This is a genomic window from Rhizocola hellebori, assembly GCF_016862955.1.
Lineage (GTDB): Bacteria > Actinomycetota > Actinomycetes > Mycobacteriales > Micromonosporaceae > Rhizocola > Rhizocola hellebori.
Map to the genome: position 1 here is coordinate 34,629 of NZ_BONY01000056.1, position 24,170 is coordinate 58,798.

Here is a 24,170-nt window from a genome sequence, read left to right on the forward strand (position 1 = left end):
AAACCGAAGGGGTGATGCGCAGGCATAGCGTCTGGCAGTATCCAGGGACAGGGGGACAAAGGGGGGCCGGTGACCAGCGTGTCCACATACGACTCGGGACACCCGGTGATGGTGTTCGCAAAAACGCTTCGCGAGATCAAGGAGCGCACCGGCCAGAGCTACCGGGCGCTGGCCAGCCGCAGCCTGATGAGCGCGGCCGCGCTGCACCGCTATTGCACAGGGGAATCGGTGCCCTCGGAGTTCACCGCGATCCTGCGCTTCGCCAAGGTGCACGGCACCACCAACGAGCAGCTCGTGGAGCTGCACCAGCTATGGTTGCGGGCAAGGCGTTACGAGCAGGCGAGCACCGAGACCTCCAATGTGGAGCGCCGGGCCACCGGCCCACGTCAGCTTCCGCAGGCGGTGTGGGGGTTCACCGGCCGGGCCGAGCATTTGACCAAACTTGAGAGTTTGCTCGCCACACCCGCCGGGTCCGGGCCCAGCCCGGTCGCGGTGATTCAGGGCTCACCCGGGGTCGGCAAGTCGGCCCTGGCCATCCAGGCCGCGCATCGGCTCAGCGACCGCTTCCCCGACGGGCAGCTCTACGTCAACCTACAGGGCGCCTCGCCCCGGCAGCTGCCGCTGCGCCCTCTCGAAGTGGTGGGCAGGTTCCTGCGCGCGCTCGGCGTGGACACTTCGCAGATTCCCAGTGAGCTCGACGAGGCGGCTGCCGCGCTGCGCAGCGCGCTGGCCGGGCAGCGGTTGCTCATGGTGCTCGACGACGCGGCAGACTCGGCCCAGATCGGCCCGCTGCTGCCGGGGGCGTCCAGCTGCGCGGTCATCACCACGAGCCGGCGCATGCTCACCGACCTTCCCGCGGCGCTTCACGTTCACCTGGCCATGTTCGACCCGGCCGAGTCGGTGGCGCTGCTGCAACAGCTTGCGGGCCAACGGGTCGCGGCGCAGGAGGAGGCCGCCGCCATGGTGGCGAGCCTGTGTGGCGGGCTCCCGCTCGCGTTGCGGATAGCGGCCACGAGGCTCAACAGCCGCCCGAGCTGGCAGGTCAGCACCCTGGTCGAGCAGCTGTCGGCGGCGCGCGGCCGGCTCGACGCCCTCAACGCGGGCGACACCGGGGTGCGGGCCAGCTTCGCAGTGTCCTATGAGGACCTCAAGCGCAGCATCGAACCCTTGGACAAGGAGGCGGCGCGCGCCTTCCCGCTGCTGGGAATCCCGGACGGGGGCGATATCGCGGTGGCGACCGCGGCCCGGCTGATGGAGCTCGACGCCGCCTCCGCGCAGGAGGTGCTGGAACGCCTCGTCGACGTGCACCTGCTGGAGGCGACCGCGCCGGGCCGGTACAGGTTGCACGATCTGCTGCGCCTCTACGCCCAAGAGCTCGCCGCGAGCACCCTCGCCCCGAGCGGTGAGGCCGAGGCCCTGCAACGGGTGCTGGCGTTGGCCATCGGCTCGGCCTGGGCGGCGAGCGCCCTGCTGATGCCGGGCGCGGAAAGACTGTCCAATATCGACGGAAGGTGGGCCGGGTCCGGCCTGAGGTTCGACTCGGCGGCGGCGGCGATCGAATGGCTGGAGGAGGAGCGCACCAACCTGCTGGCGCTCATCGGTCAGGCCGCCGCCTGCGAGCGGGCCCCGGCGGCGGCCACCTTCCAGCTGGCGCAGGCCTTGTTCGCGTTCTTCCGGGTGCGCGGGCACACCGAGACCTGGATTCGCATTCAGGAGATCGCGGTCGGGCTCGCCGAGAAGAACAACGACCTGCCCGCTCTCGCGCTGGCCGTCGGCGACCTGGGCGTGGCCTATGATCGGCAGGGCGACCTGGCCATGGCCGAGCAATGTCACCTGCGCGCGCTCGAAATCCGCGAGCGCCTCATCGACAAGCTGGGCGCCGCGGCCTGCCACAGCAACCTGGGCATCGTCTACGCCAAGCAGGGCCGGGTGGCCGAGGGCATCCTCAGCCAGCAGCGCACCCTGGAACTCTTCCGTGAGCTGGGACATCTGCGCGGCCAGGCCGTGATCCTCAATAACCTCGGCGTGGTTCTGGGCGGCCAGGACCGCCTCACCGAAGCGCTGGCCTGCCATCATGAGTGCCTCGAGCTGCGCCGCCGGATGGGCGATCGCCGCGGCGAGGCCATCAGCATCGCCAACGTCGGCATCATCCATGATCGCCTCGGCGATCTGCCCGAGGCGATCCGCTGCCAGCACCAGAGCCTGGACATCGCCCTGGAATTGGGCGACCTGGAATGCCAGGCCGAGGCGTCCAAGAACCTCGGCGCGACCCGCATCAAGGCCGGCGATCCCGAAGGGCAAGCCAACATCGACCAGGCGCTGGCCCTCTTCGAACGCCTCGATCACGCCTACGGCCAAGCCCAGACCCACCACCAGGCCGCCGAAGCCCACCTGCACACCAATCGACGGGACAGGGCCACCCCACACCTGGAGCAGGCGCTCGCCCTCTACGAAAAACTCTCACCTACCGATGCCGACCAGATCCGCCGGCTGCTGTCGGGTTGCTGACGCATTTGGAGCCCGTTGGGGGATTCTGATCCCTTCCCGATCATGTCAGGCTGGCCGACGTAGTCAACCTGAACATAGTTTGGTGTGGAGGAATGCTGTGCGGGTTGAGGTTGAACTCGTTGACGATGCCGACGAAGGGCTAGCCGAGCTGCTCGCGTTCCTTCAAGCCGATTCGCGTTTGGACGACGCGACGGTGCAGCGGGGCCAGCCGGCCGTGCGGCCAGGTTCGCTTGGCGCGCCTGAAGTGCTGGAGTTCATCGCTACCGATGCTCTCCTTCCCCTTGCCGTTCAGGCGTTGTACGACTTCCTGCGCGGGCGGGTTCGCGGTGGCTCGGACAAGGCACGGCTGGTCTTGACCCGCACCGACCTCCCGGACGGCACCCGCCGGGTAGAGGTGGAATTCACCGGCACCCCGGAAGCGGCCGTGGAAATGGTCCGCGACGCGCTGACGCCGTGAAGGATGAGCCAGCGTGACCGAAACGGCGGTTGATCAACTCGAGCGCATAGATCCCGGTCAGTCGGTGGCAGTGCTGATCGGCGTGGCCGAATATCCGGGGTCAGACTTTCCTCCGGTCTTCGCGGCACACGAGAACACCAAGCGGCTAGCCGCCGCCTTGGCGGGCAAGGCGTGGGGCCTGACGCGCCCGCTGCGGCTCGTCGAACTCCTCGACCCGGACCGCGCTGCCGTCCTGCGCACCATCGCCGACGCCGGCAAACTGGTTGGCCGGCAAGGACTCCTTCTGGTGTACTTCGTCGGGCATGCCGAGCCAGTGGGCGCGGAACTCTGCATGGCCATGACGGATGCCGATCGGGCCAACGCCAAAGCCACCATGGTGACCATCGCCGACCTGGTAACCGCCGTCGGCGGCAGGCCCACCGACAGGCGAATGCTGATCCTCGACTGCTGCTACTCCGGTCGCGCCGCGCGTCACCTGCCTGGCGTTGCGGTAAAGCTCGACGACACGGCCGGCTGGTATTTCGTGGGCGCGGCAGACGCCGGGACCCCAGCGTCCGCGCCCCAGGACGGCGAGACGACACTATTCACCGCCGCCTTGCTGCAAGCCCTGGAAGGCGCGCCGGACACGCGGGAGCTGTTGACCCCCGCCGATGTCTGGCGGGCGCTGACGGATTTGCTTCCCGCCGAACACAAGCCGGTCCACAACGACGTCGCCTGGGCCAGCCAGCTGTCCTGGCTGAAGAACCTCTCGTTCGTCCCCGGCCCGCGGCGGCCGATCGCGCTGGGCAAAGGAAAATCGAAGAAGGCGGACGCCGGTGACGGGATTCCGGCGCCACCAGCGCTATACGCGGAGCCGATTTACATGGCTTCCCACGACTTCGTGGGCCGAATGTCGCAACTGGACACTCTGAGCGACTGGGCCGCCCCCGCCGAAGCCCATCCGCTGTTGCTGTTCGAAGCCATCGGCGGCACCGGCAAGAGCATGCTCACCTGGGAGTGGACCACCCGCCACGCCACCGGTGTTCGCGACGACTGGGCGGGGCGTTTCTGGTACTCGTTCTATGAAGACGGCGCCGTCATGGCCGACTTCTGCCGGCATGCGCTGGCCTATATGACCGGCCAGCCGCGCGACACCTTCAAAGAGCTGAAGCAGACCATCCTGACGGAGCTGCTGCTGCGCCAACTGCATGCGCGACCATGGCTGCTGATCCTCGACGGCCTGGAACGGGTCCTGGTCGCCTACCACCGCTACGACGCCCCACAGCTGCCCGACGAACAGGCCGGCCAAACCGACGAGATCGCCAGCCGCGACCCTTGCAGCGCAATACGTCCCATGGACGACGAGCTGCTGCGCCGATTGGCCGCCGCAAGCCCATCAAAGATCCTCATCACTTCACGACTCGTGCCTCGTGTCCTCCTTAACTCCGCGAGCCAGCCAGTCCCCGGAGTCCTCCACGAACGCCTCCCAGGCCTGCGCCCCGCCGCCGCTGAAGCCCTGATCCGTGCTTGCGGCGTCCAAGGCGACTCGAACCACATCCAGGACTACCTACAACGCCACTGCGACTGCCACCCACTCGTCACCGGAATCCTCGCCGGCCTCATCAACGACTACCTTCCCGCCCGAGGCGACTTCGACAAATGGGCAACCGACCCCGAACACGGCGGCCAGCTCAACCTCGCCAGCCTCGACCTAGTCCAAAAGCGCAACCACATCCTCACCACGGCGATGGCAGCCCTTCCCGAGAAGAGCCGCGAGTTGTTGTGCACCATGAGCCTGGTCCACGGAACCCTGGACTATTCCACGCTGGAGGCCCTCAACCCGCATCTACCGCCCCCGCCCCCGCCGATACTCGAGCCGGAAGATCCTGAGCAGCATCCGTATTGGGAAGTAATGTCGCCCGAGGCGCGTGTTGATGCTAAGCGAAAACATCAGGAGGACATGCAATGGTGGCGTGAGCACCAACAGAAGCACATTGATTGGCAGCGATCGCTCGAGTCGCGCGATGCCCCGGCGGCGTTGACTAGAACCGTGCGTGACCTCGAAAAACGCGGCCTGCTCCAATATGACCGTCACGCTGGCCGCTGGGATCTACACCCAGTCGTGCGAGCAGTAGCCGCCACCAGTCTTGGCGGCGAGGCCCGGGACCTTGTCGGGCAGCAGATCGTCGACCACTTCTCGCAACAGCCACACAATCCATATGAAGAGGCGGAGACACTCGGTGATCTGCGTAATGCGCTCACCGTCGTTCGAACCTTGCTGCACCTTGGCAGATTCGAAGATGCATGGGATACGATCTATAGTAATTTGCTGAGTGCGCTCTATTTCAACATTGAAGCTCATGTCGAAGTGCTTTCCTTAATGCGCCCCTTCTTCCCGCGCGGCTGGGACTCATCGCCGAAAGGTTTCTTTGACCCAGACTTAGGTCTCATGCTCAATACTGTGTCAAATAGTCTGCACGGGCTGGATCATTTCGACGAGGCACTGAAACTTGGGCATTTGGAAGCTGAAATTTATGTTCGATCCGAGGATTGGCGTGCGCTGTCCATGGCAGTGCATAACCTATCGGTTTCTTACGCCACAATAAATCAAATGGTGCTGGCTGTGCGATGTTCGACGCTAGCTGTCCGCTTGGCTGAAGCGATCCAAGACCCGCAGCAGTTGTTCGTTACTCGGCTAAACCAGTTCACTGCCCTCTGTGTAAGGGGCCTTTGGGAAGAAGCCGAACAGACCTGGAATCTCCTCGATTCGATGGGGCGAGGATGGTCGCTGGACGTTTATCGGCCTGGGCGCGCCGAGCTGGCATACCTGCAGGAGTTTCGCTACCCACGTGGGCAAGTGAGCGTGGGCGACTTCGCGGCGGTCGAGGATTTGGCTCGTGAGGGACACAATCGGCGAGTCACTCGCATGCTACACAGCGTGCGAGGCAGGTGGCTGCTCGATCACGGCGAGTTTGCTCTGGCAGTGGAGAGCCTTGAGGAAGCGGTGCGTATGGCGAATGAAGTTGGCATACAGGACGCCAGTTCGGACACCCTGCTTGCGTTGGCGCGCTTTCAGATCCTGCGGCAACATGAGGTCGCGCGGGAGGAAGCCCATCGCCTTTCGGCTGTCCCGGTTCAAGCCGACCTAGAGCTGGCCCGACTTTGGCAGGCTGTCGGAGATACCCAGGCGGCGATCCACCACGCCAACGCGGCCTATCGGCGCGCCTGGGCCGATGGGGATCCCTACGTCAGAAGGTTCCCGCTGTCATGTGCAAAGTCTCTTCTGGAGGAACTGGGAGCGCAAATTCCAAAGCTGCCTCCCTACGACCCGGCGCACCATCCCACGCAGCCCTGGGAAGACCAAGTCGCTGCCGCGATAGATCGCATCGCAGCTGAGAAAGAGGAGGAGGTTTAGCCAGCGCATCTGACCTCATGTGGGTCTGTTGTAGACGATTTGTAAGCGGCGGCCCTACCATCTCGATCACCTCGAATGAAAGGTGATAGATGGTATGCGCACCTTGCGGATAGGCATCATCGCGGTGTTGGTGGGGGCGGCCGTGGTGGTGGCGCCTGGCTCGGCTTTGGCCGCGCCCAACTTCAAGGTTCCGTTCCCCTGTGGGCAGACCTGGTCCGGGCAGACCCGTACCAATCACAGCCCGGCCAACGCCATCGACTTCAACCGCACAGACGACCTGGGCGACCCGGTCGTGGCGAGCGCGCCCGGCACGGTGGACGTGGTGACCAACCTGGGCAACACCAGCTATGGCAAGTATGTGCGGATCAACCATGGCGGAGGCTACACCACCTACTACGCGCACCTTAACGGCTTCAATGTGTCCGTTGGCGCATCGGTGGGGTACGGCTCGGTCATCGGCTGGGTGGGCACCACCGGCGGCTCGACCGGGCCGCATCTGCATTACGAGCAGCGTTCGGGCGGGTCGGCGATTCAGGCCCGGTTCAATGGTGCTCTCGCCCTCTACTGGGGGACGAAGAACTACACCAGTGACAACGCGTGCGGCGGCAGCGCGACGGCCACCGTGAACACGGCCGGCGCGAATCTCAATGTGCGCTCCGGGCCCGGCACGGGCTACGCGGTCGTGGGTTCGGTGGCGGACGGCGCGAGGGTCACCATTCGCTGTCAGACCACCGGCACGACGGTCACCGGCACCTATGGCACGAGCAACATCTGGGACAACATCGGCAGCGGCTACATCTCTGACACCTATGCGTTGACGGGGTACGACGGGTTCATTCCCGGAGTGCCGCGCTGCTGAGCAAGGCGATCGGCGAAGGCCCGGCCACCGAGAGGTGTGCCGGGCTTTCCTTGTAGGGTTAGTCCGAATTACTCTATTATGTGCTCTATGCGTAAAGTGTTCGTGGCGATCAGCGGGCTGATGCTGCTGGCGGTGGTGCTCCAGTTCTACTTCGCGGCCTACGGCAGCTTCACCGTCCCGTGGCCGATCACGACCGAGGACCATCACGAGGCGTTCTTTCTGCACTCGGCCAACGCGGACACCATCATGGTGCTCTCGCTGCTCGCGATGACCGCAGCGTTTCTGGCGAAGGCCGGTTGGCGCATCGCGATGCTGGCGCTCACCCCGATGTTGCTGGTCGTGCTCCAGATCGTGATCTTCATTGTGGCCGGGGCGGCCGGAGCCGACATCGACTCGGTGCCGCCGGTATCGACCCCGGCGGCGCATCTCATCGTCGCCTTCCACGCCGTAAACGCCTTGGCCGTTCTGGCCGCGTCGGTGCGGACATTCATTCTCGCGCTCAAGCACGACAAGGCGAGGAGCCTAGCTCCCGCAACCGCATGAGCACGCAAGCGCTGCTGGCCCTCGACCTGCTCACCACGATCCTGGTAGCGGTGGCCTGGGTAGCCGCCGCAGTCCTGGCCGCCCACCGAGGCGCCACAGCCAACGCCGGGAAGCCGGCCCCGGTCGGCGCCGGCCAGAGCGGCGCGGAAAGCCAGAGCGGCGCGGAAAGCCAGAGCAGCGGTGCTGGCCAGAGCGGTGCAGGCCAAGGCGGCGGTGCGGAAGGCCAGAGCGGCGGTGCAGGCCAAGGCGGCGGTGCGGAAGGCCAACGCGGCGGTGCAGGCCAAGGCGGTGAGGGCGGCGCTGTCGGCGGAAGGGTGGCGGCGATCGCGGTAACCGCTGCGGCGCTTGGGCTCACGGCGTTGCGTGTGTTGCTCGTCGGGTTGCTTGCGCAGAGGGGATGGGCTTTCGTTCAGGAGAAGGCGCTGCTTTCCTTGCCGCTGCTGGTTCTTCCCGCGATCGCGGTGGTGGTTTTCGCGCGCCGGACGAGCGTGCTGCCGGCGATCGCGGCCGCTTGCGGAGCGGTGGCCGGGGTGGTGGTCACCTTGGTGGTGGGCTATCCGGCAACCTTCTTCAACAGCGTGATCGTGGTCGCGCTGACGGTGGCCGTCTTCCTGCTCATCATCGGTTACCGGCGTCCGGTGGCGGTGGGCCTGCTGGTGGCCGCCCTGCTGGCCGGGCCCGGGTCGGCGCTGCTGAGCACCTTCACCGCGCCGTTGCACGGAGTGGACGCCGCGCCGCTGCGGCTGGCCTCGGCGGCCCTGGGGCCGGTGTCACGATTCGAGCTCACCGCGAGCCGCCTTGCCTCGGGCGCTTGGGGTTTCAACGCGCAGACACCCGGGCCGGTGCTGCGGGCCAGCAAGGGTGACACGGTCGAGGTGCTGTTGCGCAACACCGACATCGAGGAGGGGGTGACCCTTCATTTCCACGGTTATCCGGTACCCAATGGAGATGACGGAACGGCAGGGGTGACTCAGGAAGCGGTGATGCCGGGGCAGCAGTTCGTCTATCGGTTCGCTGCGGACAAGGCCGGCACGTTCTGGTATCACACCCATCAGGTTTCTCATGCGGGCGTCAAGAAGGGCCTGTTTGGAGCGCTGATCATCCAGGAGCGGCCCGAGCCCGGTGAAGAGGTGCTCATCTTCGCCCACCGGCTGGTCACCGGTGCCGCCTCGCGGCAGGTGGCCGCGGGCACACCGGTCACGCTGCGGCTCATCAACGCCGACGATGTCACCCACCGGTTCCTGCTCACCGGCGTGTCCTGGCGACTGTCGGCGGTGGACGGCACCGACCTGATCGATCCCGGGCCGGTCGCGGGGAAGGCGCTGCGGCTGGCCGCGGGTGGCCGGTACGACGTCACGTTCACCATGCCCGAAGGAGCGGTGCAGCTGGGGGTGGACGGCCAGCCCCGGCTGGGCCTGTCGGCGCCCGCGTCGGCAGTGGAGATGGGAGTGCCCGACCTTGACCTGTTCGGCTACGGCAAACCCGGCACGGCGGCCCCGGTCGCCTTCGACCGCTCGCACACAGTAGTGCTCGATCGTCAGCTGCGCCTGATGGGAGGCCTGCCCGGCTACGCCTACACGGTCAACGGGCGCACCTGGCCGCAAGCGCCGGAGCTCATCGTCAGAAAAGGGGAGCTGGTCAAGCTGACCGTGGTCAACCGCGACCGCGAGGCGCATCCGATGCACCCGCACGGGCATCAGGTGCTTGTGTTGAGCCGCAACGGGATCGCGCCCACCGGCAGTCCGCTGTGGATGGACTCCTATGAGGTGCTGCCCGGCGAGACCTGGGAGGTGGCGCTACGGGCCGACAATCCAGGAGTGTGGATGGCTCACTGCCACAATCTGAAGCATGCCGCCCAGGGCATGATGCTGCACATTCGGTACGAAGGGTTGGTGCCAAATTATCACCACCATGGCGACAACCACCCCGAATAGATCGCCTTCACTGGAGTGTAGGCTCGGTTGATGTGACCCGGCTCGGGCTGGCAGCGATGATGCTCGCAGGAATGCTGGTGATCTCCGCGTGCACAAAGGACGATCCGCCGAGAATGGTGCTACCGGGCCAGCTGCGCACAGCGGTCCCGGCCGAGGCGACCTTGGTGGCCGCGGGCGCGACCGCCGCGGAGGTGGCCCTGGCCACCAGCAGAGTGCTCTTCCGCCGTGCCCCGGCGGTCGTGCTGCTGGGCGAGGAGAATCAGGCTGAGCTGCCGAAGGCGGCCGAGTCGGCGATAAGGATGGGTGTTCCGCTGTTGCTCACGCCCAGCGCGGGCGACGGTGGGCCGTTGCGCACCGAGCTGGTCCGGCTCCAAACGGGGTCGCTGGTGACGATCGGCGCGCAGGCCGCCAAGTGGGCACAGGTCAGCCCCTCGGCCTCGGCAGCGCCGCCAAGCATTTTCGACGCCGCCCTGCGCGACATCAAACCCGATCCGCCCCTTAACCGGGTGCTGGTGCTCGCCGTCGACGATGCTTTGAGCAAGGCGGCTCTGGCCACGGTGCGTGCCAGCGGCGCCCGCATCCTCACCATGACGCAGTTCGATCCGCGTGCTGAGGCCCCGGCCATCAAGGCCTTGGCGGGCCAGCCGGTCGATCACGTGCTCGGCCTCGGCAGCGCTTTCGGCCCGCCGGAACGGCTTCGCCAGCGCGTCGACACCGCGGCCGGCGGGATACTGCTGCCCGCGGGCGGACAGGTGCTCTTTCCCGGCCGGCGGATGGTCGCCCTTTACGGCCACCCCGGCGACACCAAGCTCGGCTCATTGGGCGAGCAGGGCGTGCCGGAGGCGGTGGCGCGGGCGAAGAAGGTGGCGGCCGGCTATGCCTCGCTGGTCAAGGAGCCGGTGGTGCCGGCCTTCGAGATCATCGCGACGGTCGCCTCGGGCGGGGCCGGACCCGACGGTGACTATTCGAGCGAGTCGAGCCTGGCTCACCTGCGTCCCTGGGTCGACGCGGCCGGGGCGGCGGGCATGTACGTGGTGCTGGATCTGCAACCCGGTCTGACCGATTTTCTCACCCAGGCCAAGCGCTACACCGAGTTGCTTGCCCTGCCCCATGTCGGGCTGGCGCTGGACCCGGAATGGCGGCTCAAACCCGGCCAGCGGCACATGGAACAGATCGGCTCGGTCTCCGCGGGCGAGGTCAACGCCACCTCGGCCTGGCTGGCGCAGCTCACCCGGGAACGCAAGCTGCCGCAGAAACTGCTCATGCTGCACCAGTTCCGCCTCGACATGATCACCAATCGGTCCACTTTGGACACATCCCACGATGAGCTGCAGGTGGTCATCCACGCCGACGGTTTCGGCTCACGCGGCCAGAAGCTTGAGACGTGGCGGTTCCTGCGCGTCTCGCCGCCGCCAAACGTGCGGTGGGGCTGGAAGAACTTCTACGACGAGGACACGCCCACCTTCACCCCGGCCCAGACCGTCGAGCTGAACCCGTCGCCGGTGTTCATCTCTTATCAGTGAGGTGCCATGAGGCGAGCAGGCGCAGCGAACCCGCCGACTCCGAACCGGGCGCGGCGCTGTAGGTGACCAGCGTCTGATCGGGCTCATCGGGCAGGCGCAGCGCCTGATAGCCCAGCGACAGCGGCCCCACCACGGGATGGTTGACCTGCACGAGCGAGTGGCCTTTGTCGCGTACCGGATGTTCCTGCCACAACCGCCGGAACAGTTCACTGCGCAGGTCCAGCTCGGCGATCAGTTCGGCAAGGGCGGGGTCGTCGGGGAACCGGCCGGCCGCCACCCGCAGGAAGGCGACCGCGTCGCGCGCCTTGCTGCGCAGGTCGACGAAGAGGGACTGGGTGGCCAGGTCGGTGAACAGCAGCCGGGCGAAGTTGCGCTGGCGCGCAGGCGTGGTCTGCAGGCTTGGGATCAGCGCTGCCCCGAGCGCATTGAAGGCCAGCAGATCGGTGCGCCGCCCGATGACGTAGGCCGCCACATCGGACATCGCGTCGAGCAGGTGCTGCAACCCCGGACGCACCTGCTGCTGCGGCACCACCCGCCGCGGCTCGCGTCCGGGCTTGGCCAGCCGGTCGAGGTGGAGCCGCTCGTCGGCGTCGAGCTTGAGCACCCGCGCCACCGCGTCGAGGACCTGGTCGGAAACGTTGGTGGCGCGGCCCTGTTCCAGGCGCACGTAGTAGTCGACGCTCACCCCCGCGAGCTGGGCCAGTTCCTCGCGGCGCAGCCCCGGCACCCGGCGTCGCTGCCCGTGCCCGGCCACGCCGGCTTCGCCGGGGCTGATCCGGCCGCGGCGGGAGCGCAAGAACTCCGACAGCTCACTGCGTCGATCCATGCGGTCCAGTATGGCCTCCTGCGGCTTCGCCATCCTGGTTCTGTCAGACCCATGGTTAAGCCGGGCCCTGGGTAGCGGTGTCGTTCCAGCCGAGCCTGGAAGGACACCGACCTAGGAGAGAAGGAAATGGAAATTTCTGGCAGCACCGCCTTCGTCACCGGCGCCAACCGCGGCATCGGCCGCGCTCTGCTCGACGCGCTGCTCGATCGGGGAGCGCGCCGCGTCTACGCCGCCAGCCGCACCGCGATGACCCAAACCGACGAACGCGTTGTCCCGCTTCAGCTCGACATCACCGATCCGGCCCAGATCGCCGCTGCCGCCGCACTGGCCACCGATGTCACGCTTCTGATCAACAATGCCGGTTCGCTGGCCTTCACCGACTCGCTCACCGGCGATCTCGCGGCGGTCGAATCCGATTGGCGCACCAACTATCTGGGCACCCTGGCCATGTCCCGTGCCTTCGTCCCGGTGCTGCAGGCCAACGCGCCGGGCGCGATCGTCAACCTGCTGACCCTGCTCGCTTTCGCCCCTGTCCCGGCGATCGGCGGCTACAGCGCCTCGAAGGCGGCCGCAGCCTCGGCCACCCAGGCTCTGCGCGCTCAGCTCACCGGCACCGGCATCACCGTCCACGGCGTCTTCCCGGGCGCCGTGGACACCGACATGAGCAGTGCCTTCCCCATCCCGAAAGCCACCCCGGCCGAGGTGGCCGCCGCGATCCTGGACGGGCTGGAGGCCAAACAGGACAACATCTTCCCCGACCCCATGTCCCGCAACGGCTACGACCTGTGGCGCAGCGACCCTGCCGCGCTGGAGCACCAGATGGCTTCCATATAGGCAACGTCCCGGCCGGCCGTGGTTGCGCAGCCGGCCGGGACGTCGTCGTGTCTACTTGGCGGCGTCTTCCAGGCCCTTGATGTCGATCTTCGTCATGCCCAGCATCGCCTGCATGACGCGGTTGGCCTTTTCCGGATCGGGGTTGCTCATCAGCTCGCCCAGCTGCTTCGGGACGACCTGCCAGGACAGCCCATAGCGGTCTTTGAGCCAGCCGCACGCGTCCGGCTCGCCGCCCTCGCCAAGCCTGTCCCAGAGGTCGTCGACCTCCGCCTGCGACTCGCAGTTGACGAACAGGGAGATGGCGTGGTTGAACTTGTGCAACGGCCCGCCGTTGAGGGCGAGGAACTCCTGGCCGTCCAGCTCAAAGCTGACCATCATGGCCGAGCCGGGTGTGCCGGGCCCGGCTTCGCCGTAGCGCTGCACGTCGGTGATCTTCGAGTTCTTGAAGATGGAGACGTAGTGGTTTGCGGCCTCCTCGGCCTGGTTGTCGAACCAGAGGTAAGGCCTGATCTTCTGCATGGCTTGCTCCTTCCAAAGGTCAGCTTCACCCATACGTCGAACAAAGTGCGGGCGGATCGACAGCTCTTCTCAAGATTTTTTCTGGGTACCGGGAGGAGCCGCACAATATCGATGTGTTGACATCTCTGTTTCCTCGGTGTTTCCTGGCCTTAACCATACGAGAGAGCGCTCTCTCGCCAATATCGAGGAGGCATGGGCATATGAGAAAACGCTCCCGCTTGCTGCCCGTCGCTCTTGTCACCGTTCTGACCGCAGCCAGCGGATTCTTCCTGACCGTCAGCGCCGACGCCGCCGTTCCGCCGACCCCGACCGGCTGGACCCTGGCCTTCGCCGATGACTTCAACGGTGCCAACAACACGCTCCCGTCCGGCGCCAACTGGATCATTGACACCGGCACAAGTTACCCCGGCGGACCCGCCAACTGGGGGACGGGCGAGATCCAGAGCTACACCAACAGCACCGCCAACCTTCGCCAGGACGGCACGGGCAACCTGGTGATCACCCCGATCCGCAACGGCAGCAGCTGGACCTCGGCGCGCATCGAGACCCAGCGGTCCAACTTCACCGCTCCGGCCGGCGGCGTGCTGCGCATCGAGGGCCGCATCCAGATGCCCAACGTGACCGGCGCCGCCGCACTCGGCTACTGGCCGGCGTTCTGGGCCTTGGGCGCGCCCTATCGGGGCAACTGGTGGAACTGGCCCGGCATCGGCGAGTTCGACATCATGGAAAACGTCAACGGCATCAACGCGGTCTGGGGCGTGCTGCACTGCGGGGTCAGCCCGGGCGGGCCGTGCAACGAGACCACGGGCCTCGGCGCGAACAGGGCCTGCCCCGGGTCGTCGTGCCAGTCGGCGTTCCACACCTACCGCTTCGAGTGGGATCGCACCAACGAAAACGCGCAGCAGCTGCGCTGGTACGTCGACGGCACCCAGTTCCACACCGTCAACCAGTCCCAGGTCGGCGCGTCCTGGGCGCAGATGACCAACCACGCGGGCTACTTCATCCTGCTCAACGTGGCGATGGGCGGGGCTTTCCCGAACGCGCTCGCGGGCACCGGCACGCCGACTGGCAGCACCGCCTCGGGCGTGCCGATGCGGGTGGACTATGTGGCCGTGTGGACGCGCGGTGGTGGCGGACAGCCGCCTTCTTCACCGCCGCCGTCTTCGCCGCCTCCCAGCGGCAACCGTGACGCCTACACCCAGATCCAGGCCGAGAGCTTCAACGCGCAGAGCGGTCTGGTGAACTACGGCGCCCACATTGGCAGCATCGGCAACGGAAACTGGGCCCGATACGACGGGGTCAACTTCGGCTCCAGCACGCCGCGCGACTTCGTCGCCAGGGTGGCCTCCGGCGCGGCCGGGGGCGTGAGCGGGTTGGTCGAGGTGCGCATCGACAGCCCGACCGCGCCGCCGATCGGCTCCTTCGCCATCGCCAACACCGGCGGGTGGACCTCGTGGCGCGAGGTTCCGGGCAACGTCGCGGCGGTCACCGGTACCCATAGCGTGTATCTCACCTTCACCAGTGGGCAGCCGGCGGACTTCGTTGACGTGGACTGGTTCCTCTTCAGGCATTAACCCGATCGAGTGACGGCCGCTGCCAATTTGGCGGCGGCCGTCACGCATTGAACCGGCTCGCTATATCGGGCGTGAGCATTGGAAGGGACCAATGTTCTCGGAAGGAGACAACCGGTGATAGTTAAGCGCGCCCGCGTTCTGGCGGTCGTGATGGTGGCCGGTGCGGCGGTTCTAGCCACGACCGCCGGCAGCGCCGCCCTTGCCCACAACGACTCCAGCACATTGAATGTGAGACTCTCCGGATACCAGGAGGACCCGCTGGTGTTTTCCACCACCGGCCGGGGCACGTTCCGGGTCAACATCGACGAACGCGCGCAAGAGGTCACGTACAGGCTTTCCTACACAGGTCTTGAAGGAAACGTCGCCCAAGCCCACATCCACCTCGGCGGCCGTGCCCAAAGTGGAGGAATCATGGTGTTCCTCTGCACCAACAACGGCAACGGCCCAGCCGGGACCCAGCTCTGCCCGGCGGCGCCCGCCACCGTGACAGGCACGATCACGCCGGCCGACATCATCGGCCCGACCGGACAGGGCATTACCGCAGGCCAGTTCGACGAGTTCGTGGCGGCCATCCGGGCCGGCACCAGCTATGTCAACGTGCACTCGTCGCTATACCCGGGCGGCGAGATCCGGGCTCAGCTCGATCACGAGCACTGAAGCCTTACCGCGCAGCCGTCGACCGGGCATCGGCGGCTGCGCCGGGTCGGCCGGTGCAGGGCGGGAAGCTGCCAGCACGAAAAGGGATGTACTGCGGGCGTGCTGATTGCGGTTTCTGCACCGGTCGGCACGGCCTGCGCATGTATCAATTCCCCGGTCACGGGGTACATTGCGCGGCGTGTCGCGTGAAGCTTGGATTGTGGTCGGGGTCGTCGTCGCGCTAGTCGCCGTGGCCACCGCATATGGGGCGTTTCGGGTTGGCCGCAAGCTTTTTGCGACCAAGCGGATGCTGGGGGAGCTGGGAACAGGCGGGAAGATCGCCTTCTACGGCTCGCTTCTCTACACCTTCTTCCCGGTGGACCTGCTGCCCGATCCCATTTATCTGGACGATATGGGCGTTCTCGCGGCAGCTCTCATCTATCTGACGAATCTGGCGCGCCGTCGCCGCGCTGCCGGCAAGGCGCCGTTTCAGCGTGACGGCCGCTCCGAACTAGAGCCGGGCCGGAAAACGAGGTAGGAGTGATCTACAGCCGGTTATGGCCGGCTGGCTTTCGGGTATGAGCCACCTCATGTCCGAGGGAGCATCGGAAATCGACCTGCCAAGCCCGGCCGGGGCACGCACTCCGGCCGAATTCGTCCACACCATGCGGGCGCTGCGCAGCTGGGCCGCGCTGACGTATGGCGAGCTGGAAGGTAAAGCGCGGGCTAACGGGGACAGGCTTCCGCAGAGCACGATCGCCAGCGCCTTGGCGCGGGCAAGCCTGCCGCGTGAGGCGACAATCGCCGCTTTCGTCCGGGCCTGCGGTGGGGATCCGGACGTGGTGCAGGCGTGGCTAGCCGCGCGCAAGCGGGTCGCGGCCGAGCAGAAGGCGGCCGGCAGCCTGGCCCACGCCGTCGAGGCGTGGCTGGTGGCGCGCCGTAAACCTTTGCGCGACAACGGCTTGTCCGACGGGCCGGGCTCCCCGGCGACACCGCTCTACGCGCAAGGGCGGCTGGCCAAGCTGGCCGCGCAGTCCAACTCCGACCGCTGGCGCGGCGTGCACCGCCGCACCGGCAGCGACCTGTTGGGGCTGCGCCGGCTGGCTGGCCTGCGCGCCCGCCGAGAGTCGCATGCCTGAGCCCTACTCGAAGACGGTCAGGCTGTGAGCGGGCAGCGTGCCGTCGGGGGGTTGGGTGCACGGGGTGGCAACCGCGATCTTCACGGCGTGCGGCGGGGTGGTGCTGGAGATGGAGAAGGTGATCCCCGATCTCGGGTCCTGGCCTTCGAGCGTGATTTTGTTTCCGGACTCCTCGTAGAGCAGAACCTGCCAGCCCAGACCCGGCCATGAGTCGCGGACGGCGCGCAGGGTGACGTGATGTTTCTCCGGCGCGAGGGGAACCTGCCAGCTCCCCTCGATGCGGTAGCTGCCGCCACCGCCGGCGCAGGGGACCGGGCCGATGCGCACCGTGCCCAGCGTCGGGCTGGCGTTGCCGATGGAGGCGATCAGGTCCAGGCCGAACTGGCGCACCTGCGTTTGCGCAGCGCGAACCCGGGCCAGCGACTCCCCGCCGGCGGTCATGAGTGGCCGATCACCGGGTGCGGCCGATAGGGAGCTTCCACAGTGGACAGATCTTCGTCGGTCAAGGTGACCTCCATGGCGGCCAGCGCGTCCTGAAGATGGGCGGGCTTGGTGGCGCCCACGATGGGCGCGGTGACGCCCGCCCGGCTGAACAGCCACGCCAGGGCGACCTGGGCCATCGGCAGCTCACGCTTTTCGGCCACCACCCGGACCGCGTCGACGACCGCGAAGTCTTCCGCGCTGTAGAGGCTGCCGGCCAGCGGATCGTTGGCCGAACGCACGGTCTTGCCCTGGCCGCCCCGGTCGCGGGTGCCGGTGAGCAGGCCGCGTGCCAGTGGGCTCCACGGCAGCACCCCGATGCCCTGGTCGATGCAGAGCGGGATCATCTCCCGCTCCTCCTCGCGATAGATCAGGTTGTAGTGGTTCTGCATGGACACGAAAGGCGTCCAGCCGTTGGCGCGGGCCACCTCCTGCGCCTTGGCGAACTGCCAGGCATGCATGCTCGACGCGCCGAGGTAGCGCGCCTTGCCCGACTGGACGACATCGTGCAACGCCCGCATGGTCTCCTCGATCGGCGTCTCGTAGTCCCAGCGGTGGATCTGGTAGAGGTCCACGAAATCGGTCCCCAGCCGGCGAAGCGAAGCGTCGATGCCGGACAGGATGTGTTTGCGTGACAGGCCGCGATCGTTGGGCCCCTCGCCCATCGGGTTGTAGACCTTCGTGGCCAGCACGTAGTCGTCACGGCGTGGGAAGAGTCTGGCCAGCAGCCGCCCGGTGATCTCCTCGCTGAGCCCGTCGGAGTAGGTGTCGGCGGTATCGAAGAAGGTGATGCCCGCCTCGACCGCTTGCGCCACGATCGGCTCGGCCGCTTCGTCGCCCAGGGCCCATACGCGGGTGGGCCCGCCGCCGAAGCTCATCATGCCCAGGCAGATCCGGGACACCTTCAGGCCAGAGTCGCCCAAGCGCACATAATCCATAAAACGATTCTTCCTCATGAAGACAAAAAGCGCGGCGGGCGGGGACGGTACGGTTGGGCGCTATGGGAGTTGCCGAGCCCTTCCGCTGGGTACCACTGGAAGAACTCAGAACGCGCAGCAGTGTGAAATGGCGGCGGTATCCGCCCGATGTGCTGCCGCTATGGGTGGCCGAGATGGATGTGCGGCTCGCACCACCGATCGCGTCGGCGCTCATCGACGCCGTCGAGCGTTCCGACACCGGCTATCCGATGGGCACCGAATACGCCGAGGCGCTGGACGAGTTCGCCCGCAAGAGGTGGGGCTGGGAAGGCGTGGTGGCGCAGCGCACCATGGTGGTACCCGACGTCATGCAGGGCACCGCCGAGATACTGAAGATCGTCACTGGCATCGGCGATCAGGTGATCGTCAACAGCCCGGTCTACCCTCCCTTCTACGCGTTCGTCGAGCACATGGGCCGAGGCATCGTCGAGGCGCCGCTGGGTGAGGATCACCGGCTGGATCTGGCCGGGATCCAGGCCGCGTTCGAGGCGGCCACCGCCCACGGCCGCCGCGCCGCGTATCTGCTGTGCAGCCCACACAATCCCACCGGCACCGTGCACACGGCAGACGAGCTGGCCGCCGTCGCCGCGCTGGCGCGGGCCTACCGGGTCCGGGTTATCGCCGACGAGATCCACGCCCCGCTCGTGCTGCCGGGCGCGGTGCACGTGCCGTATCTGAGCGTGCCGGGCGCCGAGAACGGGTTTTCGATGATGTCCGCTTCCAAGGCGTGGAACCTGGCCGGGCTCAAGGCGGCGGTGGCCGTCGCCGGGCCCGACGCCGCCGAGGACCTCGCCCGCATCCCCGAGGAGGTGAGCCACGGCCCGAGCCACTTCGGCGTGCTTTCCCACACCGCCGCCCTGCGCGGGGGTGTGGACTGGCTCGACTCGCTGCTGGCCGCGCTCGACGACAACCGGCGGCTGCTGGGCGAGCTGATCGCCGAGCACCTTCCCGCGGTGCGGCTCCGGCCGCCGCAGGCGACGTTCCTGTCCTGGCTCGATTGCCGCGCCCTGGGCATCCCGGAGGGCAGCATCGCCCCGGCCGACCGTGGCAACGTCCTGCTCAGCAGCGGGCCGGCCGACGTCTTCCTCGAGCGCGGGCGGGTGGCCCTGGTGGCCGGTCTGCTCTTCGGCACCGGAGGCGCCGGGCATGTCCGGCTGAACTACGCGACCTCGCCCGAGGTGATCACCGAGGCGGTCCGCCGGATGGCCGCCGCGCTTTCCGATTAACAGGTTTCGCCCAGGCCGCGCACAGCCGCCGCGGTTACCGTATGGGGATGGATGAAAAGCGGGCCCGGCGGGTCGTCGACGTGTTGCGTGAGCGCGGGGTGCCCGCGCACATGGCCCAACCGCGAGCGGGCATCTCGCAGTTCGGGGTGCGGGTGGTGCTGCTCGACGGGCGCGAGGCGCTGTGGGACACGGACGGCACGGCCGGTCTGGAAGCCCAAGTGATGCGCAACGGGATGCTGGTCGGGTTCGTTCCCAAAATCGATGGTTCGGAGGATTTCACCGAGGAGCAGGTGATCGATGCGATCGCCCGAACGGACTATGACGAGCCCATCGCCCGGCCACGCTCCGGGCCCGCGCCGGTACGACCCGCGCTGCCACGGGAGGGTGGCTTCTTCCGCCGTCTCATGGGAGGCTTCCGGGAGTAGCGAGGCTGTGGACGTTTCCAGCCGTTGAGGCCACTGCAATGATCTAGATATTTATGGTTACCATGCTGCGTGCTCCCACTCGGCAAGAACGACCCCGACTTTGTCGCCAGTTACCGCCTGCTCGGCGTGCTGGGCGGCGGTGGCATGGGGAGGGTCTACCTAGGACAGTCGCGCAGCGGAAAACGTCTGGCCATCAAGGTGCTCAGCGAACACTTCGCGGAGGACCCGGAATATCGCGAGCGGTTCGCGCGGGAGGTCGCGGCGGCCCGGCTGGTCAGTCCGTTGTATACGGCGGCGGTCGTGGATTCCGACAAGGACGCGTCCTCACCCTGGCTGGCCACCACCTACATCGACGGTCCCAGCCTGGAGGAGTGGGTCGGCCAGCACGGCAAGCTGACCTCGGAAACCGTTCTGGCCCTTGCCCTTGGCCTGGCCGAGGCGCTGGCCTCGATCCATCAGGCCGGGCTGGTGCACCGCGATCTGAAACCAAGCAACATCATCATCGATATCAACGGGCCGCACATCATTGACTTCGGGATTGCGCTTTCCGGTGATGCCACCCGGATTACCACCAGCATGCTGGTGGGCACTCCCTCCTATATGGCGCCCGAACGCATCAACGGCGTCGACGCCGGGCCGGCCGGGGATATCTTCTCCCTTGGCGCGACGCTGTTCTACGCCGCGACCGGGTCGCCTCTGATCAAGGACGGCACCTTCTATGAGCAGGTCATCCAGGTCGCCTTGGGCCGGTTCGAGCTGACCGAGGTACCCGTCAATTGTCAGCCTTTGATCACCCGCTGCCTGAGCAAGGACCCACAGGACAGGCCCACCGCGGCCGAGCTGGTGCAGATTCTGGTCGGCATCGGCGCGATCCAGCCCGCCCACGGCTGGTGGGCCGAGCGCGAGCCGCTGCCGACCCGCACGCATTTCCAGAGGCCGCCCCGGCATTCGCGGCGGCGTCTGCTGGTGGCCGGCGGCGCTTTCGGGCTGGCGTTGCTGGGCGGGGGAGCCGCCGCGGCGTGGAGCTACCTCAAGCGCGGCCAGCCGGGGGCCTCGCCGCTGCCCAGCGCCACCCCCTCGGGCACCACCCGGCCAGGCCGGTCATCGCGGGTGCTGTGGCAGGTGGCCTCCCATGCCGACCATGGCCCGCCGCCCGCGCCGGACAGCCTCTCGGTCCGGGTGGTGATCGATCGGGGGCGGCGGATCATCGCCGCGTCGGGCAGAAACGTTCTCGCCACCGATGTGCTGGGCCGTCCTGTTTGGACGAAGGAGATGCCCACCTCGTCGCTTCAGTTGTGGCCGTGGGACGATGTCCTGCTGGTCGGCAACCTCAACTCGCTCTGGCTGCTGAACGCCGAGACCGGCGCCATCGGGCCGGAGCTCAATGTCGCCAAGCTGGAGGAGCCCTTCGCCGCCCAGGACAACCCGGACGGAATGGCCGTGCAACTGGAGCGGGTCCTCGTCGGTCCCGACCGGGCGCTGCTCAGCGTGGGAACGGCGCTGCTGGCCATCGATCGCACGGGCAAGGTCACCTGGCGGATGCCCCGGCCGATGGCCGCCAATGGGCGGCACACCCCGATCCCGGTGCCGTTGTTCGCCACCCAGACCCATCTGGTCACCCGGGAAACGGCCACCACCTCACGCGTTGGCCTGCGCCAGATGAGCAGCGGCAAGTCGATCTGGCGGGCCACCGACAGCCCGCCCGGCCCACCGCCCGGGCCCGGTCCGGGCGGGCGCGATGAGGCATGGAAGGCCTCGGAGGGCGTCATCGTCGGCGACTATCTCGTGCTGCGCGAGAGTTCCCGGGTGCAGGTGCGGCTGCTGTCGACCGGCAAGCTGATCTGGCACGTGACCTCGCCAACCCCGGTGGTGACGATGAAGCAGGTCCGCAATCTGGTCCTGCTGGCCGCCGATCGGCTGGTCGCCTATGGCTTGGCCGATGGCAAGCCGATCTGGGAGAAGCAGGTGCGCGGCGCCAGGCTGGCGGTGACGCAGGCGGGCGACGCGATCGTGGTGGTGAACGAGAACGGACTGTCCATAAGGGACACCACCGGGGAGCCGCTGTGGGAGGAGCCGTTCCGGGCGGCGGTCGGTGACCTCATGCCCGATCAGATCCATGTCGACAGCCAGACCGCCTATGTGACCTTCCGCCCGCGTGACGAGGGCCCGCCCGGAGGGCCACCGCCGCCGCCGAACGGGCCGCCACCGGAACCCAGGCCCAGCGAGTCGCCCGGCGGCGGCCCGAACGCGCCGATCGACGCGATCGCCTACCAGCTCGGGCCGGACCTGGCCAGCGCGGAACCGAGCCCCACGCCCTAGTTGACGAAGCCTCAGGTTCCGGGTAAATTACACCGAAGGTAAAAATTCGACATTTTGCCCGCAAGAACTTACGTCACCCCCCGGTGACACCCATCCCCCCGATGGTGGTGCCGCCCTCGCCTGAGACAGCCTCAGGCGTGGGCGGCATCAACGCTTGTGGCCCATGCCTTCTCGTCCACCGGCGCGCGTTCCAGCAACGGCCGCCACCAGTCGCGGTGCTCTGCGTACCAGGAGATCGTGCCGGCCAGACCGGCGTCGAAATCGATGGCGGGACGCCAGCCCAGCTCTGAGCGCAGCTTGGACGAGTCGAGCAGGTATCGCCGGTCGTGGCCGGGCCGGTCGGGCACGGTCTCGATCCTGGAAAGCGGCAGCCCGAGCTGGCCGAGGATGCGTGTGGCCAGCTCCGCGACGCTGACCTCGACCCCCGAACCCACGTGGTAGGTCTGCCCGATCGTGCCCGCCAGCAACACCCGCTCGATCGCGCTGCAGTGGTCGTCGACGTGCAGCCATTCGCGGCGATTGGCGCTGGAGGAGTAGACCGGCAGCGTCTGCCCGGTCAGCGCCCGCGTCGCGAAGAGCGGGATCACCTTCTCCGGGAACTGGTAGGGGCCGTAGTTGTTGGCGCAGTTGGTGATGGTGATGGGAAGGCCGAAGGTCTCGTGATAGGCGCGGACCACGTGGTCGGCCGCCGCCTTGCTCGCGTTGTAGGGCGTGCGGGGTCGATAGGGCGACTCCTCGGTGAAAGCGCTCGCGTCGTCCAAAGCCAGGTCACCATAGACCTCACAGGTCGACACGTGATGAAAGCGGGCAATGCCAACGTTTCTTGCGGCTTCAAGCAGGTTTTGGGTACCCAGAACGTTGGTTTGGAAAAAGACACGTGGCCGCAACACGGCAAGGCTGTTGTGCGACTCGGCGGCAAAGTTGACGATCACGTCGATTTGGTGTTCCCGCAACAGTTTCTGCACCGCGGGCAGGTCGTCGATATCGTGATGGGCGAAGGTGATGCGCTCGCGGACGACGGCGAGATTGGCCAGGTTGCCCGCATAGGTCAGCGCGTCGAGCGCGACGACGTGATCGCCGCGATGGTGGGCCAGCCAGTAGTGGACGAAGTTGGAGCCGATGAAGCCGGCCGCTCCGGTGACGAGCAAACGCATGGGTTCTCCTAATCGTGGTCGGGAATGGTGGTCATGCCGGGTGGGTCGGTCGCGGCCGTCCCCGGCCAGCCGCGGAACTCGACATCGAGCCGGAAACGGTGGCCCAGATAGCGATGCTCGGAAAGCGCCAGCGGCTGGGATTCGTTGCGCAGCGCCAGTCTTCGCACCACCAGCACCGGCGTGCCGGGCGCCACCTCGAGCAGCGGCGCGGTGCTGGCGCTCGCCGCGCCGGCGGCGATGCTCTGGCGCACCAGGTCGATGGTGTGGCCGTTGCGGCGCAAGGTTTCCCACACTCCCGGCTGCTGGGCCTGGGCGCGGCTGACCGGCGCCCCGAACTCCAGCGGCACCCACTCGACGACCACGTCCAGGGGATGCTTGCCCGCGTGGCGCACGGTGCTGACGCGCAGGGTCTCGCTGTGCGGCGGGATCTGCAGCAGGCGGGAGACATCGGTCGGGGCGGCCGTGTACTCGTAGCCGGTTACCTTGCGCACCAAGGGAACCCCGGCTTCGGTGACCGCCGATTGGGCGTGCTGGAACGACCCGAGCGCCAGTGACTGGCCGAAGGAAGCGCCGGAGACCACGTACCAACCCGAGCCGCGCTTGGCGGTGATGAGCCCCTCGTCGCGCAGGTCCTCCAGCGCCCGCCGCACGGTGACCCGGCTGACCCCGTAGCGCCGGACCAGCTCGGCCTCGCTGTCGAGCGCTCCCGTTCGCGCGTAGTCGCCCAGCGCGATGCGTTCCCGCAGCTCAGACGCGAGCCACTGGAATCTTGGACCTGTCATAAATCTGTATGCTACATGTGCTGACCGCCTACTGCTGAGCGGCCCCACTCCACCGCCGCCA

Annotated in this window: 21 protein-coding genes; 15 read left to right on the forward strand and 6 right to left on the reverse strand. The window is 67.3% G+C overall.

The window, feature by feature from the left end; all coding sequences use genetic code 11:
* The first annotated feature begins 69 nt into the window (after positions 1 to 69).
* From Rhe02_RS34265 to Rhe02_RS34295, 7 genes are all read left to right on the forward strand, one after another.
* The gene (locus Rhe02_RS34265) at positions 70 to 2,508 is read left to right on the forward strand and encodes an XRE family transcriptional regulator (RefSeq protein ID WP_203912596.1); all 2,439 of its coding nucleotides are present in this window, start codon (positions 70 to 72) and stop codon (positions 2,506 to 2,508) included.
* 97 nt (positions 2,509 to 2,605) lie between these two features.
* Positions 2,606 to 2,965 (forward strand): effector-associated constant component EACC1, encoded by a 360-nt coding sequence (locus Rhe02_RS34270; RefSeq protein WP_203912597.1) that lies wholly within the window; start codon positions 2,606 to 2,608, stop codon positions 2,963 to 2,965.
* Between the two features lie 13 nt (positions 2,966 to 2,978).
* Complete coding sequence (locus tag Rhe02_RS34275; protein ID WP_203912598.1) at positions 2,979 to 6,359, forward strand: caspase family protein; 3,381 nt, start codon at positions 2,979 to 2,981, stop codon at positions 6,357 to 6,359.
* A gap of 94 nt (positions 6,360 to 6,453) precedes the next feature.
* The gene (locus tag Rhe02_RS34280) at positions 6,454 to 7,218 is read left to right on the forward strand and encodes a M23 family metallopeptidase (protein ID WP_203912599.1); all 765 of its coding nucleotides are present in this window, start codon (positions 6,454 to 6,456) and stop codon (positions 7,216 to 7,218) included.
* 87 nt (positions 7,219 to 7,305) lie between these two features.
* Complete coding sequence (locus Rhe02_RS34285; protein ID WP_203912600.1) at positions 7,306 to 7,761, forward strand: DUF6220 domain-containing protein; 456 nt, start codon at positions 7,306 to 7,308, stop codon at positions 7,759 to 7,761.
* On the forward strand, positions 7,758 to 9,695 hold the full coding sequence (locus Rhe02_RS34290; protein ID WP_203912601.1) for a multicopper oxidase family protein: 1,938 nt from the start codon (positions 7,758 to 7,760) through the stop codon (positions 9,693 to 9,695). The genes Rhe02_RS34285 and Rhe02_RS34290 overlap by 4 nt, the downstream gene beginning before the upstream one ends.
* A 32-nt stretch (positions 9,696 to 9,727) precedes the next feature.
* Positions 9,728 to 11,218 carry a hypothetical protein gene (locus Rhe02_RS34295; protein WP_203912602.1) on the forward strand — a complete coding sequence of 497 codons (1,491 nt, stop codon included), beginning with the start codon at positions 9,728 to 9,730 and terminating at the stop codon, positions 11,216 to 11,218.
* On the opposite strand, the gene Rhe02_RS34300 is transcribed toward Rhe02_RS34295, so the two are convergent.
* Positions 11,202 to 12,044 (reverse strand): helix-turn-helix domain-containing protein, encoded by an 843-nt coding sequence (locus Rhe02_RS34300; RefSeq protein WP_203912603.1) that lies wholly within the window; start codon positions 12,042 to 12,044, stop codon positions 11,202 to 11,204. The two genes, Rhe02_RS34295 and Rhe02_RS34300, sit on opposite strands and share 17 nt — an antisense overlap.
* A 126-nt stretch (positions 12,045 to 12,170) precedes the next feature.
* Between Rhe02_RS34300 and Rhe02_RS34305 the strand changes: the two genes are divergently transcribed.
* Positions 12,171 to 12,878 (forward strand): SDR family oxidoreductase, encoded by a 708-nt coding sequence (locus Rhe02_RS34305; RefSeq protein WP_203912604.1) that lies wholly within the window; start codon positions 12,171 to 12,173, stop codon positions 12,876 to 12,878.
* A gap of 51 nt (positions 12,879 to 12,929) precedes the next feature.
* Here Rhe02_RS34305 and Rhe02_RS34310 read toward each other — a convergent pair whose 3' ends face one another.
* Entirely contained in the window at positions 12,930 to 13,397 is a 468-nt protein-coding gene (locus tag Rhe02_RS34310) for a VOC family protein (protein WP_203912605.1), read from the reverse strand.
* A 200-nt stretch (positions 13,398 to 13,597) separates the two neighbouring features.
* Here Rhe02_RS34310 and Rhe02_RS34315 point away from each other — a divergent pair, with 200 nt between their 5' ends.
* From Rhe02_RS34315 to Rhe02_RS34330, 4 genes are all read left to right on the forward strand, one after another.
* Positions 13,598 to 14,971, forward strand: a complete 1,374-nt coding sequence (locus Rhe02_RS34315; RefSeq protein WP_203912606.1) for a glycoside hydrolase family 16 protein — start codon at positions 13,598 to 13,600, stop codon at positions 14,969 to 14,971.
* Between the two features lie 114 nt (positions 14,972 to 15,085).
* Complete coding sequence (locus Rhe02_RS34320) at positions 15,086 to 15,628, forward strand: CHRD domain-containing protein (protein WP_203912607.1); 543 nt, start codon at positions 15,086 to 15,088, stop codon at positions 15,626 to 15,628.
* Between the two features lie 178 nt (positions 15,629 to 15,806).
* On the forward strand, positions 15,807 to 16,145 hold the full coding sequence (locus Rhe02_RS34325; protein ID WP_203912608.1) for a YkvA family protein: 339 nt from the start codon (positions 15,807 to 15,809) through the stop codon (positions 16,143 to 16,145).
* 52 nt (positions 16,146 to 16,197) lie between these two features.
* Positions 16,198 to 16,746, forward strand: coding sequence for a hypothetical protein (locus Rhe02_RS34330; protein ID WP_203912609.1), 549 nt, complete (start codon positions 16,198 to 16,200; stop codon positions 16,744 to 16,746).
* A gap of 3 nt (positions 16,747 to 16,749) precedes the next feature.
* Here the strand turns inward: Rhe02_RS34330 and Rhe02_RS34335 are convergent, their stop codons facing one another.
* Entirely contained in the window at positions 16,750 to 17,187 is a 438-nt protein-coding gene (locus Rhe02_RS34335; RefSeq protein ID WP_203912610.1) for a hypothetical protein, read from the reverse strand.
* Positions 17,184 to 18,164 carry an aldo/keto reductase gene (locus Rhe02_RS34340; RefSeq protein ID WP_203912611.1) on the reverse strand — a complete coding sequence of 327 codons (981 nt, stop codon included), beginning with the start codon at positions 18,162 to 18,164 and terminating at the stop codon, positions 17,184 to 17,186. Before Rhe02_RS34340 ends, Rhe02_RS34335 begins: the two co-directional genes overlap by 4 nt.
* A gap of 62 nt (positions 18,165 to 18,226) precedes the next feature.
* Here Rhe02_RS34340 and Rhe02_RS34345 point away from each other — a divergent pair, with 62 nt between their 5' ends.
* The 3 genes from Rhe02_RS34345 to Rhe02_RS34355 all read left to right on the forward strand — a co-directional run bounded on the left by Rhe02_RS34345 (position 18,227) and on the right by Rhe02_RS34355 (position 22,173).
* On the forward strand, positions 18,227 to 19,429 hold the full coding sequence (locus Rhe02_RS34345; protein ID WP_203912612.1) for a MalY/PatB family protein: 1,203 nt from the start codon (positions 18,227 to 18,229) through the stop codon (positions 19,427 to 19,429).
* A 47-nt stretch (positions 19,430 to 19,476) separates the two neighbouring features.
* Positions 19,477 to 19,854: a hypothetical protein gene (locus Rhe02_RS34350; RefSeq protein WP_203912613.1), complete on the forward strand. Its 378-nt coding sequence runs from the start codon at positions 19,477 to 19,479 to the stop codon at positions 19,852 to 19,854.
* Positions 19,855 to 19,923: 69 nt separating this feature from the next.
* The gene (locus Rhe02_RS34355) at positions 19,924 to 22,173 is read left to right on the forward strand and encodes a serine/threonine-protein kinase (RefSeq protein WP_203912614.1); all 2,250 of its coding nucleotides are present in this window, start codon (positions 19,924 to 19,926) and stop codon (positions 22,171 to 22,173) included.
* Positions 22,174 to 22,304: 131 nt separating this feature from the next.
* Here the strand turns inward: Rhe02_RS34355 and rfbB are convergent, their stop codons facing one another.
* Together rfbB and Rhe02_RS34365 are read right to left on the reverse strand one after the other, a co-directional pair.
* The gene (gene rfbB / locus Rhe02_RS34360; RefSeq protein WP_203912615.1) at positions 22,305 to 23,327 is read right to left on the reverse strand and encodes a dTDP-glucose 4,6-dehydratase; all 1,023 of its coding nucleotides are present in this window, start codon (positions 23,325 to 23,327) and stop codon (positions 22,305 to 22,307) included.
* 8 nt (positions 23,328 to 23,335) lie between these two features.
* Positions 23,336 to 24,109 carry a GntR family transcriptional regulator gene (locus Rhe02_RS34365; RefSeq protein WP_203912616.1) on the reverse strand — a complete coding sequence of 258 codons (774 nt, stop codon included), beginning with the start codon at positions 24,107 to 24,109 and terminating at the stop codon, positions 23,336 to 23,338.
* Positions 24,110 to 24,170 lie beyond the last annotated feature (61 nt).